This is a genomic window from Alistipes timonensis JC136, from assembly GCF_900107675.1.
Lineage (GTDB): Bacteria > Bacteroidota > Bacteroidia > Bacteroidales > Rikenellaceae > Alistipes > Alistipes timonensis.
The window spans coordinates 38,620-54,945 of record NZ_FNRI01000004.1 but is presented as its reverse complement, the minus strand read 5'-3'; the positions used below and the strand labels follow the sequence as shown (position 1 = coordinate 54,945).

Sequence of the window (16,326 nt, the reverse complement as noted above, 5' to 3'; positions counted from 1 at the left end):
AACGCACTATGAAAAACCGACTGCTGACCTTGCTCTCCGCCGTCTTATCCGCAGGTGCGGTGTCCGCCGCCGCCCCGCAACAGCTCATCGACATCCGCACCGACGACGTGTCGATAGTGCTTGCCGCCCAGCCGGGCGGAGAGGTTTATTTCCGCCACTTCGGAGGCCGCATCGACGACCCGGCCCCGCTGGCCGGCTACAAAAGCTCCCGCCGCGCCGACCACGGGACCGACGACCTGGCCTATCCCGCAATGGGCGGGCGCAATTTCCGCGAACCGGCCCTGCGCGTCACCCACGCCGACGGGGATATGAATACCGAGCTGCGTTATGTGTCGCACTCGTCACGGCAGCTGGCCGACCCCAACGTCACCGAAACCGTCGTGAAGATGACCGACTGCTGTCAAGCGCTGGATGTCGAGCTGGTATTCACGGCCTATTCCCGGGAAAACGTCATCACCACGCATACGGTAATCCGCAACCGCGAGCAGGGTCCCGTCACGCTCCACAGTTTCTACTCCTCGGCCGTGACGCTAAAAGCCGAGAAATACCTGCTGACACACCTCTACGGCGCCTGGGCGCGCGAAGCGCAGGTCGACCACACGCTGCTGACCCACGGGTCGAAAAGCATCGAGTCGATGCGCGAGGTGCGGACCACGCACACCGAAAATCCCTCCTTCATGCTCACGCTGGGGAGCGACGCATTCAGCGAGAACTGCGGCGAGGTCATCGCCGGGGCGCTGGCGTGGAGCGGCAACTTCCGCCTCAACTTCGAGGTGGACGAATACGACGCGCTGACCGTCCTGGCCGGGGCCAACCCCAATGCTTCGGAGTACCGGCTGCGTCCGGGCGAATCGTTCACCACACCGGAGATGATCTACACCCACTCGATGCGCGGCGCCGGAGGCGCCTCGCGCAACCTCCACGACTGGGGCCGCAACTACGGCGTCTACCATGCCGAACGGGTGGTCCCGACGCTGCTCAACAGTTGGGAGGGAGCCTATTTCGACTTCGACGCCAAGGTGCTGAAACAGATGATCGACGACGCCGCATCGATGGGTCTCGAAATGTTCGTGCTCGACGACGGCTGGTTCGGCAACAAGTACCCGCGCAACGCCGCCAACGCCGGACTGGGCGACTGGCAGGTCAACCGGAAGAAACTCCCCGCAGGCATCGACGACATCGCCTCCTACGCCCACCGCAAGGGGCTGAAATTCGGCATCTGGATCGAGCCCGAAATGGTCAACCCCAAGAGCGAACTGGCCGAGAAGCACCCCGACTGGATCGTGCGGCCGCCGAAGCGCGAAGCGCCCGAAACCCGCAAACAATGGCTGCTGGACCTCTCGAATCCCGCGGTGCAGGATTTCGTCTTCGAGGTCTTCGACAACACGATGAAGCTCTCGGACAAGATCGACTACATCAAATGGGACGCCAACCGCAACGCCAACAACGTGGGTTCGGCCTATCTGCCCGCCGACGGGCAGTCGCGCTTCTGGATCGACTATGCGCAGGGATTCTACCGCGTGATGGAGCGCATCCGGGCCAAATACCCCGACGTGCTGATCCAGGCCTGCGCCTCGGGCGGCGGCCGCGTGGAATACGGGGCGCTCAAATATTTCGACGAGTTCTGGACCAGCGACAACACCGAAGCGCTTTCGAGGGCCCGCATCCAGTACGGCACGAGCCTCTTCTACCCGGCCGTGGCCATGGGTTCGCACGTCTCGGCCGTGCCCAACCACCAGACGGGCAATGTCACGCCGATCAAATTCCGCTTCGACATGGCCTGCGCCGGACGCCTCGGCATGGAACTCCAGCCCAAACAGATGACCGACGCCGAGAAGGCTTTCGCCCGCCGGGCCATCGCCAGCTACAAGGAGTACCGCGATATCGTGATGCAGGGCGACCTCTACCGCATCGGCTCGCCCTACGACGAGAGCGGCTGCTACGGGGTGCTGTACGTCTCGAAAGACAAGCGGCAGGCCGTGCTCTTCGCTTACAGCCTGCGTTACCAGGGGCGTTCGCTGATCCCGAAATTCCGTCTCGACGGGCTCGACCCCAAGGCCGGGTACGCCGTGCGGGAGCTGAACGTCGACAAACCCCGCTTCTGGTTCGACGGAAAGACCCTCAGCGGCGAACTGCTCATGAATGCCGGCATCAACCCCCATCTGTCAAAGATATACGACAGCGCCGTATTCATCCTGAAGGCGCAGTAGAGGCTCCATGAACCTGCGAAAGCCCATATTCCTGAAACGATGTTTCCTGTTGCTGTCGGGCATGATCCTCCTGACCGCCTGCGGCCGGGACGACTCCGCCTCGCTCTCGGAGCAGCTGGACTACATGATCAGGAACAAGCGGCTTTTCGACGAAAAGAAAGAGGAACGGATCGACATCTTCCGGCGCATGCTGCACGTGACCAGCCTGACCCCGGAACAAGAGTACGCGCTCAACGACAGCCTCAGCGAGGTCTTCTACAAATACCGCCTCGACTCCGCCATCCGTTACGGCGAACGCAACCTGGAACTCGCCCGCCGTATCGGCGACCGGAACCGGTCCGCTTCCGCGGCAATCCGGCTCGCCCGGTTCTATTCGTCCCGCGGCGCCTGCATCGAAGCCAGGCAGCTGCTCGACTCGGTCCGCCGGGAACTTCCCCGCAGTTTCCTCGAACCCTACTACCAGACCTACATTTTCTTTTACGACTGCTACGAGGTCTTCTCCGGCTCCAGCCGGCCGGCGAACAACCGGAAGATTTACCGCGATTCGCTCCGGCGACACCTCGGAATCCCGGCCAGCAACTCCGAAACCCGCGAGCAGACCGAGCAACGGCTGCTGGAGCGGCTCGGACAAATCCCGCCCGGGACCCCCGAGTATGCCAAGACGACCAATTCCCTGGGCGACCACTACCGGGCGCACGGCGACGACTGGCTGGCGAAAAAATACTACACCCTCTCGGCGATCGCCGACATCCAAAACGCCACGAAGGAAAACAGCGCGATCCTCTCCCTGGCGAAACTCTACTTCGATCACAAGGATTATTCGCGGGCCTACAAATACACCCAGTCGGCCATCGAGGACGCCCTTTGCAGCAACATGCAGTTCCGGATCGTGCGGATGACGGAACTCTCCTCAATCATCATCGCCTCGCATCAGGACAAAGAGGCCAAAACCAAGGTCAAACTGCAACACTACCTGATTCTGATCAGCGTCCTTTCGGTCGTGCTCATCCTGCTGTTCGTCTATGCCTACCAGCAGGTCCGGAAGCTCTCCCGGGTTCGGAAAGAACTCTCCGGGACGAATGCGGAACTCGCACGGCTCAACATCGAGCTGAGCGAAATCAACGAACAGCTGTCCGATACGAACACCGTCAAAGTTCAATACATCGCCCGCTTCTTCGACCTCTGCTCGATGTACATCGACAAGATGGACAACTACCGCAAGTCGCTGAAGAAACTGGCGCAGGAACGGAAACCCGACGAGCTTTACCGCCGTCTGAAATCGACCTCCATGCTCGAGGACGAGCAGGAGGAGCTCTTCCGGAATTTCGACGAAATCTTCCTGAACCTCTATCCGACCTTCATCGAGGATTTCAATGCGCTGCTGGTCGAGACCGAACGGATCACACCCAAATCCGGAGACCTGCTCAACAAGGAGCTGCGTATCTATGCCCTGATCCGGCTGGGCATTACCGACAGCATCAAAATCGCCTCGTTCCTGCGCTGCTCGCTGAGCACGGTCTATAACTACCGGACCAAAATGAGAAACCGGGCCGCCGTATCGCGGGAGGATTTCGAAAAAACGGTCATGAAGATCGGAAGCATACACCGAAACGACTCGTAAAATGTTCCAGAACCACTACATTTTTTCGGGGTTAAAAAATCACAAACCACTGAATAACAAAATTATAAATCAAACCAGGCACTACATTTTCAGGTATAGTTTTCCGGACCTACACCGATTAGGGTTATTTTTGTAAGACAGACTGCAAATCCCGGAGCATAGACTCCGGAATGCAGCCGTTGTAAAGTTGAACCGGCTTAACCAACCTTTACCAACTATAAATAATGAACCCCATCAGAATCGGTTTGATCGGCTTCGGCCGCATGGGCGGCTTCTATCTCGAGGAGCTCCGCAAAAGCGGAAAGTGGGAGGTCGCCTACATCTGCGACATTTGCGCCGAATCCCGCGACCTGGCGCATAAACTCGCTCCGGAGGCACGGATCGTTGCCGACGAGCAGCTCATTTTCGACGATCCCACGGTTCAGGTCGTAGGACTCTTCGCCCTGGCAGACTCGCGCAAAACACAGATCGAAAAGGCTTTTGCGGCGGGCAAACACGTCATTGCCGAAAAACCCATCTCCGACAGTGTCGAAAACGAATGGAAAGCCGTGGAGATGGCCGAAAGCACACCGCTCTTCTCGACGGTGAACCTCTATCTGCGCAACTCCTGGTACCACAATACGATCAAGGATTTCATCGCTCAGGGCGAGATCGGCGAACTGGCCATCGTGCGCGTCTGCCACATGACGCCCGGGCTCGCTCCGGGCGAAGGGCACGAGTATGAAGGGCCTTCGTTCCACGACTGCGGCATGCATTACGTGGACATCGCGCGCTGGTACGCCGGTTCCAAATTCAAAACCTGGAACGCACAGGCCATACGCATGTGGAACTACAAGGACCCTTGGTGGCTCCAGTGTCACGGCACGTTCGAAAACGGCATCGTGTTCGACATCACCCAGGGGCATGTCTACGGACAACTGGCCCAGACCCAGACCCACAACGCCTATGTCGACATCATCGGCACGAAGGGCATCGCCCGCATGACCCACGACTTCAAAACGGCGATCGTCGAACTGCACGGTGTGACGCAGACCCACCGCCTTATCCAGCCCTACGGCGGCAAGAACATCGACACCCTGTGCAAGCTCTTCGCAGAGCAGATCGAGACCGGAGCGCGCAGCGAAACGCTGCCGACGTTCCGCGACGCAGCGATCGCCTCGGAGTACGCCTGGCGCTTCCTGCAGGATGCCCGCGGGCACGACCTCCCGGCCATCGGCGAACTGGAGACCCTGCAGCAGATCCGCGAACGCCGCCGCACGATGAAGAACGGCTACGGTCTCTTGCGCAAACACGTATGACAAACTCAAAAACCCCTAAAACACCCGAACTATGAACCATCTGCTATTTATCGGCGTAGGACAGATCGTCGTCATCGCCCTGGTCGTGCTGCTGCTCTTCGGCGGCACGAAAATACCCGAACTGATGAAGGGTCTCGGCAAAGGTTACAAGGTTTTCAAAGACGAGATCGACAGTATCGAAAAAAACATCAAATAACCACCACTACAAACCAACTTAAACCTCCAAAACGATGGCAAACAAAATGTCGAGAAGAGCGTTCCTGAAAACAGGAGCCACAGCGGCCCTCGGGCTGGCGATCGTGCCGGGCACGGTCCTGGGAAAGAATTTCGGACATGCACCGGCACCCAGCGACAAACTCAATATCCTGGGCGTCGGCGTCGGCGGACGCGGCGCCTCGGTGCTGAAAGGCCTCGAGAGCCAGAATATCATCGGACTGTGCGACGTGGACTGGAAATATGCCGACCACGTTTTCCAGCGTTATCCCGCGGCCAAGAAGTATAACGACTACCGCAAGATGTACAAGGAGCTGCTCAAATCGGCCGATGCCGTGATGGTAGCCACGGCCGACCACACGCACGCCATCATCGCCGCCGAAGCAATCGCCGCCGGCAAGCACGTTTACGTCGAGAAGCCCCTGACCCATACCGTCTACGAGTCCCGGCTGCTCACCAAACTCGCCGCCAAGCACAAGGTAGCCACCCAGATGGGCAACCAGGGCGCCTCGGGCGAGGGTGTCCGCAAGGTCTGCGAATGGATCTGGAACGGTGAGATCGGCGAGGTGCGCCGTGTGGACACCTTCACCGACCGTCCCATCTGGCCCCAGGGACTCGCCCGTCCCGAAGAGGACATGCGCGTTCCCAAGACGATGAACTGGGACGCCTTCATCGGTCCGGCTCCCTGGCGTCCGTACAATGCGGCCTACACCCCCTGGAACTTCCGCGGATGGTGGGATTTCGGAACCGGGGCGCTGGGCGACATGGCCTGCCACATTCTCCATCCCGTGTTCAAAGGATTGAAGCTGGGCTATCCCACCAAGGTGCAGGGCAGTTCGACGCTGCTCCTGAACGAGTCGGCCCCGACGGCCCAGCGCGTGAAGTTCGTATTCCCGGCCCGCGACAACATGCCCAAAGTGGCCATGCCCGAGGTCGAGGTGCACTGGTACGACGGAGGACTGATGCCCGAGCGTCCCGAAGGACTGCCCGCAGGCAAGGACCTCAACATGAGCGGCGGCGGCGCCATCTTCTACGGCACGAAGGATACGCTGATCTGCGGATGCTACGGCCGCGATCCCTACCTGGTTTCGGGCCGCGTGCCCGACGCCCCGAAGGTGCTGCGCGAGATCACCGAGTCGCACCAGATGGACTGGGTGCGCGCCTGCAAGGAGGATGCCGACGACCGCATCCTGTCCGCATCGGACTTCTCCGAGGCCGGACCGTTCAACGAAATGGTCGTGATGGGCGTATTGGCCGTCCGCCTGCAGGGCCTCAACCAGGAGTTGCATTGGGACGGTGAGAACATGCGCTTCACCAACATTCCCGACGACGCCATGATTAAGACGGTCATCAAAGACGGATTCCACATCAAAGACGGACACCCGACCTTCGACAAGACCTGGACCGATCCCGTGAACGCACAGCAGTTCGCGCAGGAGTTGATCCGCCACACCTACCGCGAAGGCTGGGAGCTCCCGGCCATGCCGCTCTGAACAAAACCCGTTTAACAAAACCTAAAAACTTACGAATATGAAAAAGACTCTTTTATTCTCGGCATGCGCGGCATTGACCGCATCGCTGGTTTCATGCGGAGGCCCCGGCGGCAAAACCGCCAAGACCGCTGAAACGGCAGACGCCCAAACGGCAAAGAAAACCGTTCCCGAATACACCGTCGTCGACAACGCGCAGGTGGACCTCGCGTCGTTCCCCAAGGACAAGGACGGCTATTACGTGATCTTCGACGGCAAGACCTTCAACGGCTGGCGCGGTTACGGCAAGGACGCCGTGCCTTCGCGCTGGACCATCGACAACGGCGCCATCAAATTCAACGGCTCGGGCGGCGGCGAGGCCCAGACGGGCGAGGGCGGCGACCTGATCTTCGCCAAGAAGTTCAAAAACTTCGAGCTGGAAATGGAGTGGAAAGTCTCGAAGGGCGGCAACTCGGGTATTTTCTACCTGGCCCAGGAGGTTACGACCCAGAAGGACGGCAAGACCAAATACGAGCCGATCTACATCTCGTGCCCCGAGTACCAGGTGCTCGACAACGCGAACCATCCCGACGCCAAACTGGGCGTCGACGGAAACCGCCAGTCGGCATCGCTCTACGACATGATCCCGGCCGTTCCGCAGAATCAAAAGCCTTTCGGCGAGTGGAACAAGGCCAAGATTATGGTTTACAAAGGCACGGTCGTACACGGACAGAACGACAAGAACGTCCTGGAATACCACCTCTGGACGCCCCAGTGGACCGAGATGCTCGAGAACAGCAAGTTCAGCCCCGAGAAATGGCCCCTCGCGTTCGAACTGCTGAACAACTGCGGCGGTGAGAACCACGAAGGTTACATCGGGCTCCAGGACCACGGCGACGACGTTTGGTTCCGCAACATCCGCATCAAAGTCCTCGACTAATCTCCCGCAACCGTGAAGACCCGTTTTCTGACAACGGTTTGCGCACTTCTCACCCTGGCGGTGCTCCTCGGCGGATGCTCCGCCGGGGCGGAGAAGGCGCCGAAAAAGGAGGTCGGCATCCAGCTCTACTCCGTACGGAGCCTGATCGGGGCCTTCGGCAACAATCAGGAAGACTACAAACCCGTGCTGAAACAGCTCGCCGACATGGGCTACACCTCGGTGGAGGCGGCCAGCTACAAGGAGGGCAAAATCTACGGCCAGACCCCCGAACAGTTCCGCAAGGACGTGGAGGAGGCCGGCATGAAGGTGCTCTCCACGCACTGCACGATCAATCTTTCGGACGAGGAGCTGGCCGCAGGCGACTTCTCGAAGGCCCTCGCATGGTGGGACGAGTGCATCGCGGCGCATAAGGCCGCCGGAGCGGAGTACATCGTCGTCCCGTCGATGCGGAAGATTTCGACGCTCGAAGAGCTGGCGACCTACTGCCGCTATTTCAACGAGGTCGGAGCCCGCTGCAAGGCCGCCGGAATGAAATTCGGCTACCACAACCACTCGCGCGAATTCGAGAAGATCGAGGACAAGGTGATGCTCGACTACATGCTCGAGAACACCGATCCCGAAAAGGTATTCTTCGAAATGGACGTCTACTGGACCGTGATGGGAAAAGCCAGCCCGGTGGACTATTTCAAAAAGTATCCGGGGCGGTTCAGGCTGCTGCATATCAAAGACCGCCGTGAGATCGGCCAGAGCGGGATGGTGGGATTCGACGCCATCTTCGCAAATGCTGCAACCGCCGGCGTCGAGAACATCATCGTTGAGATCGAAGGATCGAGCTACAACGACATCGTCCGCAGCGTCCGCGAATGTATCGAATACCTCCGGGAAGCGCCTTTCGTAAAAGCATCATACCAAAAATAACCGATTCGGTTATATCAATAATATCCGGCTGCCCTTGCGGGTTGCCGGATATTTTGGTTTGCCGCGCACCTTGCGCTACTTTGGCTGCGCCTTAGACAGGCGGCGGTTCGGACAAACCCAAACAAGTTTGGTTTGCCGCTCACCTTGCACTACTTTGGCTGCGCCTTAGACAGGCGGCGGTTCGGACAAACTCAAACAAGTTTGGTTTGCCGCTCACCTTGCACTACTTTGGCTGCGCCTTAGATAGGCGGCGGTTCGGACAAACTCAAACAAGTTTGGTTTGCCGCTCACCTTGCACTATCTTTGTATCCAAAGATTTCCGAACATGATCGAACAAATCATCTCCCGACGACTCCAGATCACCCTGCCGCAAGTGCAGGGCACCGTACGCCTGCTGCGCGACGGCGCGACGATTCCCTTCATCAGCCGCTACCGCAAGGAGGCGACCGGTTCGCTCGACGAACTGCAGGTAGGCGCCGTCAAAGAGCTGTTGGAACGTCTCACCGAGCTCGAAGCCCGTCGTCAAACCGTACTCTCAACCATCGAGGAACAGGGAAAACTGACTCCGGAGCTCCGTCGGCGCATCGAGGGGTGCTGGGATTCGGTGGAGCTGGAAGACCTCTATCTCCCTTACAAGCCCAAGCGCCGAACCCGCGCCACGGTAGCCCGCGAGCGGGGATTGGAGCCGCTGGCCGACCTCATCATGGCCCAGCAGGCCCGCGACGCGGCGCAGCAGGCCCGGCGTTATATCTCGGCCGAAGTGCCGACGCCCGAGGAGGCCCTCGCCGGAGCGTGCGACATCATCGCCGAACGCATTTCGGAGGATGAACAGGCCCGCAACGGCCTGCGCCGCACCTTCGCCCGCGAAGGGGTCGTGCACACGAAACTCGTGAAAGGCAAGGAGGCCGAGGGAGCCAAATACTCCGATTATTTCGACGCCGCGACACCGCTGCGCAACATCTCGTCACACCGTTTCCTGGCCATGCGCCGCGGAGCCGACGAAGGCATTCTGAAGATCACGGTCGACGTCGACGCCGACCGCTGCATCGAGGGGCTATGCCGCCGGTTCATTCGCCCCGGTTCGACGACACGCACCTGGATGGAGGCGGCAGCCGCGGATTCGTTCAAACGCCTGATGCGTCCCTCGATCGAGACCGAACAGCTGGCGGCGGCCAAGGAGAAGGCCGACGACGAGGCAATCCGGGTCTTCGCCGAGAACCTGCGGCAGTTGTTGCTTTCATCGCCGCTGGGCCAGAAGCGCGTGATCGCCCTCGATCCCGGATTCCGCACGGGGTGCAAGGTCGTGGCGCTCGATTCGCAGGGAAGCCTGCTCCACAACACGACCATCTATCCGCATCCTCCGCAAAACCACTATGCCGAGGCCGCCGAGACCCTCCGGGCGCTGGCCGCGAAGTACAAAGCCGAGGCATTCGCCATCGGCGACGGCACGGCAGGCCGCGAGACCGAACAACTGGTTCGCGGGCTGGGATTGGAGGGTGTCGAGGTCTTCATGGTGAGCGAAGACGGCGCATCGGTCTACTCGGCGTCGGCCGCGGCCCGCGAGGAATTCCCCGACTACGACGTGACGGTGCGCGGAGCCGTGAGCATCGGACGCCGCCTGATCGACCCCCTTTCTGAGCTGGTCAAAATCGACCCCAAGTCGATCGGCGTCGGACAGTACCAGCACAGCGTCGACCAGTCGAAACTCAAGGCGCGTTTGGCCACGGTGGTGGAGAGCTGCGTCAACCGGGTCGGCGTGAACATCAACACCGCCTCGAAACACATCCTGACCTACATTTCGGGACTCGGGCCGGCACTGGCGGAAAACATCGTGGCCTACCGCGCCGCGAACGGGGATTTCAAAAGCCGCAAGGCGCTGCTCAAGGTGCCGCGGCTGGGAGCCAAAGCCTTCGAGCAGGCCGCCGGATTCCTGCGCGTCGTGGGCGGCACGAACCCGCTGGACAACAGCGCCGTGCATCCCGAATCGTACCACATTGCCGAACGCATGGCAGCCGATGCGGGCGTCAGCGTCGAGCAGCTGCTCGCGGACAAAGCCCTGCGCAAGGCCGTCCGGCCCGAACGATATGTGAGCGGAGAGGTGGGGCTGCCGACCGTGACGGACATTCTCGAAGCGCTCGACAAGCAGGGCCTCGACCCGCGGGAGCAGTTACAGGTCTTCTCGTTCGACCCCAACGTGCACACGATCGACGACCTGCGCGCAGGAATGCTCCTGCCGGGCATCGTGACGAACATCACGGCCTTCGGAGCCTTCGTCGACATCGGTGTCAAACAGGACGGACTGGTGCACATCTCGCAGTTGGCCGACCGTTACGTCGCATCGCCCGCGGACGTGGTGCACCTGGGCCAGCACGTCGAGGTAAAGGTCACGGGCATCGACACCGTCCGCAACCGCATCTCGCTGACCATGCGCAGGAACGGTTAGCCCCGAAAACCGGAATAGGGGTAGCAATCCCGGTAATACGGGTAAGGAAAGAACCGTTGTCCGCACTTAATTTTGTAACGTGAACGAATCGGCAATTAAAATCGGAACCGCCATGAAAAAACTGGGAATAGCAATCACGACAAGCGCCGTCCTGCTGTTGTCCGCCGCCTGCGGGCAGGCGAACAGTGCGAACCGCACGCCGGAGGCCCCGGCCAGGGTTTATTTTATCCGGGAGATCAATCCGCAAAATCTGGTCAAAATCTACGAGGCCCTCGGCCGCGAAGCCAAAGGCCGGGTGGCCGTCAAACTCTCGACCGGGGAACCGGGCGGCAGCAACTTCCTCCAGCCGGCGCTGATCGGCGAGCTGGTGAAAAAGGTCGACGGCACGATCGTGGAGTGCAACACCGCCTACGGCGGAGGCCACGCGAGCACCGCCGATCACCTGAAAGCAGCCGCCGACCACGGCTTCACGGCCATCGCCCCAGTCGATATCATGGATGCCGAGGGCGAAACGGCGCTTCCGGTCAGGGGCAGCAAGCACCTCAAAGAAGATTTCGTCGGCAGAAACTACCTGAATTACGATTTCACGGTCGTTCTCTCGCACTTCAAAGGCCACGCCATGGGCGGCTTCGGAGGTGCCGTCAAAAACATCTCGATCGGCATCGCCTCATCCGCCGGAAAGGCGTGGATACACTCCGCAGGCAAGACGAAGAACGCCAATGAGATGTGGGGCAACCTCCCGGCGCAGGACGATTTCCTGGAATCGATGGCCGAGGCCGCCAAAGCCGTCGCCGACCACTGCGGCGACAGGATCCTCTATATCAGCGTGGCCAACAACCTCTCGGTCGACTGCGACTGCGACGCGCATCCGGAGGCCCCCCGAATGGGCGACATCGGCATCCTGGCGTCGCTCGACCCGGTGGCGCTCGACAAGGCATGTGTGGATATGGTCTATGCGTCGGACGATCCCGGGAAAGTGCACCTGATCGAACGCATGGAGTCACGCCACGGCATCCATACGCTCGAACATGGCGAAACGATCGGCCTCGGGTCGCAGCAGTACGAGCTCATAACGCTCCGATGATCCCGGCACGGGCCTGACAAAGAAAAAGTCCTCGGAAGTTATTAGCTTCTAAGGACTTTCGCTCTCAAATTGAGGTCTGAAGCGGACGCCATAAATTCGAATCGAATTTTACCGATTTTAATTTTATTTTATCTATATATCAGTATTTTACAGCCGTTTTTCATAAACTGCGAGGTCTGGAAGTTTTCGAAAATTCGGCCGATGTATGACAAATGTATGACAAAAATGATTACATTTGCAGCAGATAAAACCTCCTGACCTATGGCTTCATTCTGCTATCGCATCCGCTCGACCCAGAAAAACAAACTGGTCAAAATCCAAATTCTCTTCACGGTTGGCCGCGGCAACCAGTTCTACGTCGACAGCCAATATATGGTGCTGACGGACGCCTGGGACAACAAGCGGCAGACGGTCAAGAGCCGCTTCACCTTTACCGACGACTTCACCGAACAGCAGGGGCGCGAGCTGACCAAGAATCTCTCCGAACTGCGCAGCCACATCCTCGGAGAGATTGCCAAGGATCCCGAGCACGCAATGACGAAGACGCGGTTGGAGAAGATCATCTACAGCTTCCACCACCCGCGCAGTCTCACCACAGGCCGCCGCGTCCGCACCCGTGAATCGCTAGGCGACTACATCGCCCGCTTCACGCGCGAGATGGAGGAGGGCATCCGGCTGAACATCCACAAACTCCGCTACGGCCCCTCGACCATCAAGAACTACAAGGGGTTCGTCGTGCAGTTCGACGAGTACTGCAAAGCCAAACGCAAGCAGTTCGACTTTGCCGACATCGACCTGAAGTTCTACGATGACTTCGTCGCCTGGTTCACCGCCAAGAACTACTCCGTCAATACGATCGGCCGCCACGTCAAGGAGCTGAAGATCATCATGCGCGCGGCCCGCGAGGAGGGTCTGCACGACAACGGAGCCATCGAGAGCCGCAAGTTCCGCGTGCTGACGGCCGACGTGGAGAACATCTATCTGACGGAGTCGGAGATCCGGGCCATCGCCGCGCTCGACCTCTCGAAAAACCGGCACAAGGACGTTGCCCGCGACATCTTTCTGGTGGGGTGCTACACAACGCAACGCTTCAGCGACTACTCGACCATCAACGAAGGCAACATCCGCACGCTGGAGAACGGGCAGCAGGTCATCGACCTCAAGCAGCAGAAGACCGGCAACCACGTCGTCATTCCGGTCCGGCCCGAGCTGCAGGCCATCCTGGAGAAGTACGACAACCGGCTGCCGAGAACCTACGAACAGAAGGTGAACCACCTCATCAAGGAGATTGCGCGCGAGGCGGGCATCACGGAGAAGGTCGAGGTCTCCTACATCGAGAATGGCGAAAAGAAGAGCCGGCTGGTCGAGAAGTGCGACCTGGTGAAGACCCACACGGCGCGGCGCAGCGGCGCAACGAACATGTATCTGGCGGGGACCCCGACCATCGCCATCATGAAGGTTACGGGTCACAAGACCGAACGGGAGTTTATGAAGTACATCAAGATCACCGAGGAGCAGACCGCCATGGAGTTGATGAGCCACCCCTATTTTTCGGGGGCAAGCAACACAACACGATAATCTGAAAGAGTGTTGTCCGGGAATTTTCTTAACTTTGTTCAAACAGACTGATGCAATGAAAGACGATACGAAGGAATTAACACTGTTCGACAACTACGATTTTATAGAAAAAATCGAATCTCTGATGGCCGACTGTGAATCGGCCGAGGTGGAGTTCAAATCCGCTAGGGGCGGGTTTCCGGGCAGCTTATGGGAGACCTACTCCGCTTTCGCCAATACGCAAGGTGGAGTCATCGTATTGGGCGTCAAAGAGAAGGACGGAAAATTCACACTTGACGGCATCACACTGGAGCAGGCGCGCAAATACAAAAAAGAGTTTTGGGACAACGTAAACAACAAGGCTCATTGCAGTGCAAACGTCCTGCAGGAGAAAGACGTGCAGGATGGCGAATACAACGGGAGCTATGTCCTGGTGTTCAATGTGCCACGGGCTCCTAGCAACATGATTCCCGTATATCTGCATAACAACCCCGAGAATACATTCAAGCGGAATTACGAAGGAGACTATCGGTGCGATGCAAGTGAAATCAAGCGTATGTTCGCCGATGCCGATAGCACGGAACATCCCCGTGATTACAAAATTCTGCCCGAATTTACCATCGAGCAGGATATTGACAAGGCAACTCTTGAGCAATACCGCCGGTTGGTCGCAACCAAAAGCCCCGATCATCCGTGGCTGCTGCTGGACGACAAACATTTCCTGATGAAATTGAAAGGTTATCAGATCGATCGACGAAAGAAAATCGAGGGACTGACGCTTGCCGGTCTATTGATGTTTGGCAAAACGGACAGCATCACCGACGCCTACGGATGTCCGCAATACTTTCCCGATTACCGCGAATATTTCAGTTCCAACCCCGATGACCGCTGGACAGACCGCATCTGCCCGGACGGCACCTGGGAGGCGAATCTGTTTCAATTCTACTACCGGGTCTATCCCAAGCTGGCCGCAGCCCTACCCAAGCCTTTCGCCCTGAAGGACGGCATCAGAGAGGACGAAACACCGACACATACGGCTCTACGCGAAGCGTTTATCAATGCACTGGTCCATTGCGACTATTCGGTTGACTCAAACATTACGATCGAGCTACACAAGGATTGTTACATATTCTCCAATCCAGGCTCCCTGCTGCTCTCCATTGCCCAATATTATCAGGGAGGCAACAGCGTATGCCGCAACAAGGCCCTGCAAACGATGTTCATGCTGATCGGCTCAGCGGAAAAGGCCGGAAGCGGTGCCGACAAGATCATGCAAGGTTGGAAAAAGGCAAATTACCGCAACCCGCGAATCGAGGAGATCACTCATCCCGACAAAGTCGTATTGACATTGCCCCTTGTCAGTTTGTTGTCTGATGAGGTCATCTCCTATCTGAAATCCCTGTTCGGTGAGGATATAACGTCCATAGAACACAACAAGTTGATGACACTGGCAACCTGTTGCAGCGAGGGCGAGGTCACCAACTATCGGATGCAATTGGTATTGGACAAGCACAGTGCCGATATCACAAAGATGCTCAAAGAGTTATGCAACGACCGATATCTCATTCCCGAGGGAATCGGCCGCGGCACGCACTACAGAATCAATAAAAAAGTCCGGGAGGGGGGACTCCCCGGGAATGTTGCTAGTAATGTTGCTAGTAATGTTGCTAGTAATGTTGCTAGTAATGTTGCTAGTAATGTTGCTAGTAATGTTGCTAGTTCTCCAGGTAGAGAGAGACGGAGAAGATTATCATCCAGCGAATTGCACACAGCCATTCTGCTCGCATGTGTTGATTTTGAATCGCTGGAAACCATAGCTAACAAAGTAGGAAAGAGTCTAAGATACCTGAAAAACAGAGCCATACCCATCATGGTTGCTGAAGGGTTATTGGAACGAGAATATCCCAATATGCCGAAACATCCCCACCAGCGATACCGTGCAAAAAAGAGATAACCAGCCATGCCGCGCCGCCGAAAAATAACGATCCGGGCCTCCGAACTGGAGAGCTTCGAAACGCTCGTCCGGGAGCTGCACCAGCGGCCGGAGTTTGCCGGATTCGATCCGTCGAGCCTGCACGTCTGGGCTTACGAACGGTATGAGCCGAAGCTGAAGGATGCCGACGCAATCCTTCGCCGCTTCGACTACTGGCTGGGCGTGCACAAGGGCGAGCGCTATCTGATGGTAAACGGCAGCCGGCTCTTCAACAAAAAGGAGCTGGCCGAGGCGCTGGGCGTCGCACGTCCGACGCTCGACCGGTGGATTACGAACGGATGGCTGGAGCCGTGCCGCGTTCAGATCTCAAGCAGCGGCGACACCCTCTTTGCGGCCAATGCCGTTCGGGAGGTATTGGAACGGTTCCGATAGGTTCAAAAACCACATCACCAAAAAGGACGGCGGGTGCCGTCCTCTTTTTTTAGCCAGAACAGAATCCAATTACACGGCAGTGCCAACCCAAGCAAACGAATGCCAAAGTCCGGAAACGGCCGACGGCATGTCTTCGGTGTGGCACCGGTTGGCATCGGTTGGCGCTGATTTGTAACGCCATTCGCCGTTTTCGGGAGGGGTTCGGAAA

At 58.4% G+C, this 16,326-nt stretch carries 12 protein-coding genes; all 12 read left to right on the top strand.

From position 1 onward, the window contains the following. Window positions 1-8 precede the first annotated feature (8 nt). The 12 genes from BLU78_RS06340 to BLU78_RS06285 all read left to right on the top strand — a co-directional run bounded on the left by BLU78_RS06340 (window position 9) and on the right by BLU78_RS06285 (window position 16,118). A complete protein-coding gene (locus BLU78_RS06340) occupies window positions 9-2,210 on the top strand; it encodes an alpha-galactosidase (protein ID WP_010262078.1) in 2,202 nt (733 codons plus the stop codon). A 7-nt stretch (window positions 2,211-2,217) separates the two neighbouring features. Further along, window positions 2,218-3,831, top strand: a complete 1,614-nt coding sequence (locus BLU78_RS06335) for a DUF6377 domain-containing protein (RefSeq protein WP_020691972.1) — start codon at window positions 2,218-2,220, stop codon at window positions 3,829-3,831. 224 nt (window positions 3,832-4,055) lie between these two features. Then, complete coding sequence (locus BLU78_RS06330) at window positions 4,056-5,129, top strand: Gfo/Idh/MocA family protein (RefSeq protein ID WP_010262074.1); 1,074 nt, start codon at window positions 4,056-4,058, stop codon at window positions 5,127-5,129. Window positions 5,130-5,160: 31 nt separating this feature from the next. Further along, a complete protein-coding gene (locus tag BLU78_RS06325) occupies window positions 5,161-5,325 on the top strand; it encodes a Sec-independent protein translocase subunit TatA/TatB (protein WP_010262072.1) in 165 nt (54 codons plus the stop codon). A gap of 34 nt (window positions 5,326-5,359) precedes the next feature. Beyond that, window positions 5,360-6,835 carry a Gfo/Idh/MocA family protein gene (locus tag BLU78_RS06320; RefSeq protein ID WP_010262071.1) on the top strand — a complete coding sequence of 492 codons (1,476 nt, stop codon included), beginning with the start codon at window positions 5,360-5,362 and terminating at the stop codon, window positions 6,833-6,835. A 37-nt stretch (window positions 6,836-6,872) separates the two neighbouring features. Beyond that, window positions 6,873-7,751: a 3-keto-disaccharide hydrolase gene (locus BLU78_RS06315; RefSeq protein ID WP_010262069.1), complete on the top strand. Its 879-nt coding sequence runs from the start codon at window positions 6,873-6,875 to the stop codon at window positions 7,749-7,751. Between the two features lie 12 nt (window positions 7,752-7,763). Then, complete coding sequence (locus BLU78_RS06310) at window positions 7,764-8,669, top strand: sugar phosphate isomerase/epimerase family protein (RefSeq protein ID WP_010262067.1); 906 nt, start codon at window positions 7,764-7,766, stop codon at window positions 8,667-8,669. 325 nt (window positions 8,670-8,994) lie between these two features. Beyond that, the gene (locus BLU78_RS06305; RefSeq protein WP_010262065.1) at window positions 8,995-11,112 is read left to right on the top strand and encodes a Tex family protein; all 2,118 of its coding nucleotides are present in this window, start codon (window positions 8,995-8,997) and stop codon (window positions 11,110-11,112) included. A gap of 112 nt (window positions 11,113-11,224) precedes the next feature. Further along, complete coding sequence (locus BLU78_RS06300) at window positions 11,225-12,196, top strand: DUF362 domain-containing protein (protein ID WP_010262063.1); 972 nt, start codon at window positions 11,225-11,227, stop codon at window positions 12,194-12,196. Window positions 12,197-12,457: 261 nt separating this feature from the next. Beyond that, window positions 12,458-13,774 carry a site-specific integrase gene (locus BLU78_RS06295; protein ID WP_010262061.1) on the top strand — a complete coding sequence of 439 codons (1,317 nt, stop codon included), beginning with the start codon at window positions 12,458-12,460 and terminating at the stop codon, window positions 13,772-13,774. Between the two features lie 55 nt (window positions 13,775-13,829). Next, window positions 13,830-15,707: an RNA-binding domain-containing protein gene (locus tag BLU78_RS06290; protein ID WP_010262059.1), complete on the top strand. Its 1,878-nt coding sequence runs from the start codon at window positions 13,830-13,832 to the stop codon at window positions 15,705-15,707. 6 nt (window positions 15,708-15,713) lie between these two features. Continuing rightward, a complete protein-coding gene (locus tag BLU78_RS06285; protein WP_010262057.1) occupies window positions 15,714-16,118 on the top strand; it encodes a MerR family transcriptional regulator in 405 nt (134 codons plus the stop codon). The last annotated feature ends 208 nt before the right edge of the window (window positions 16,119-16,326 follow it).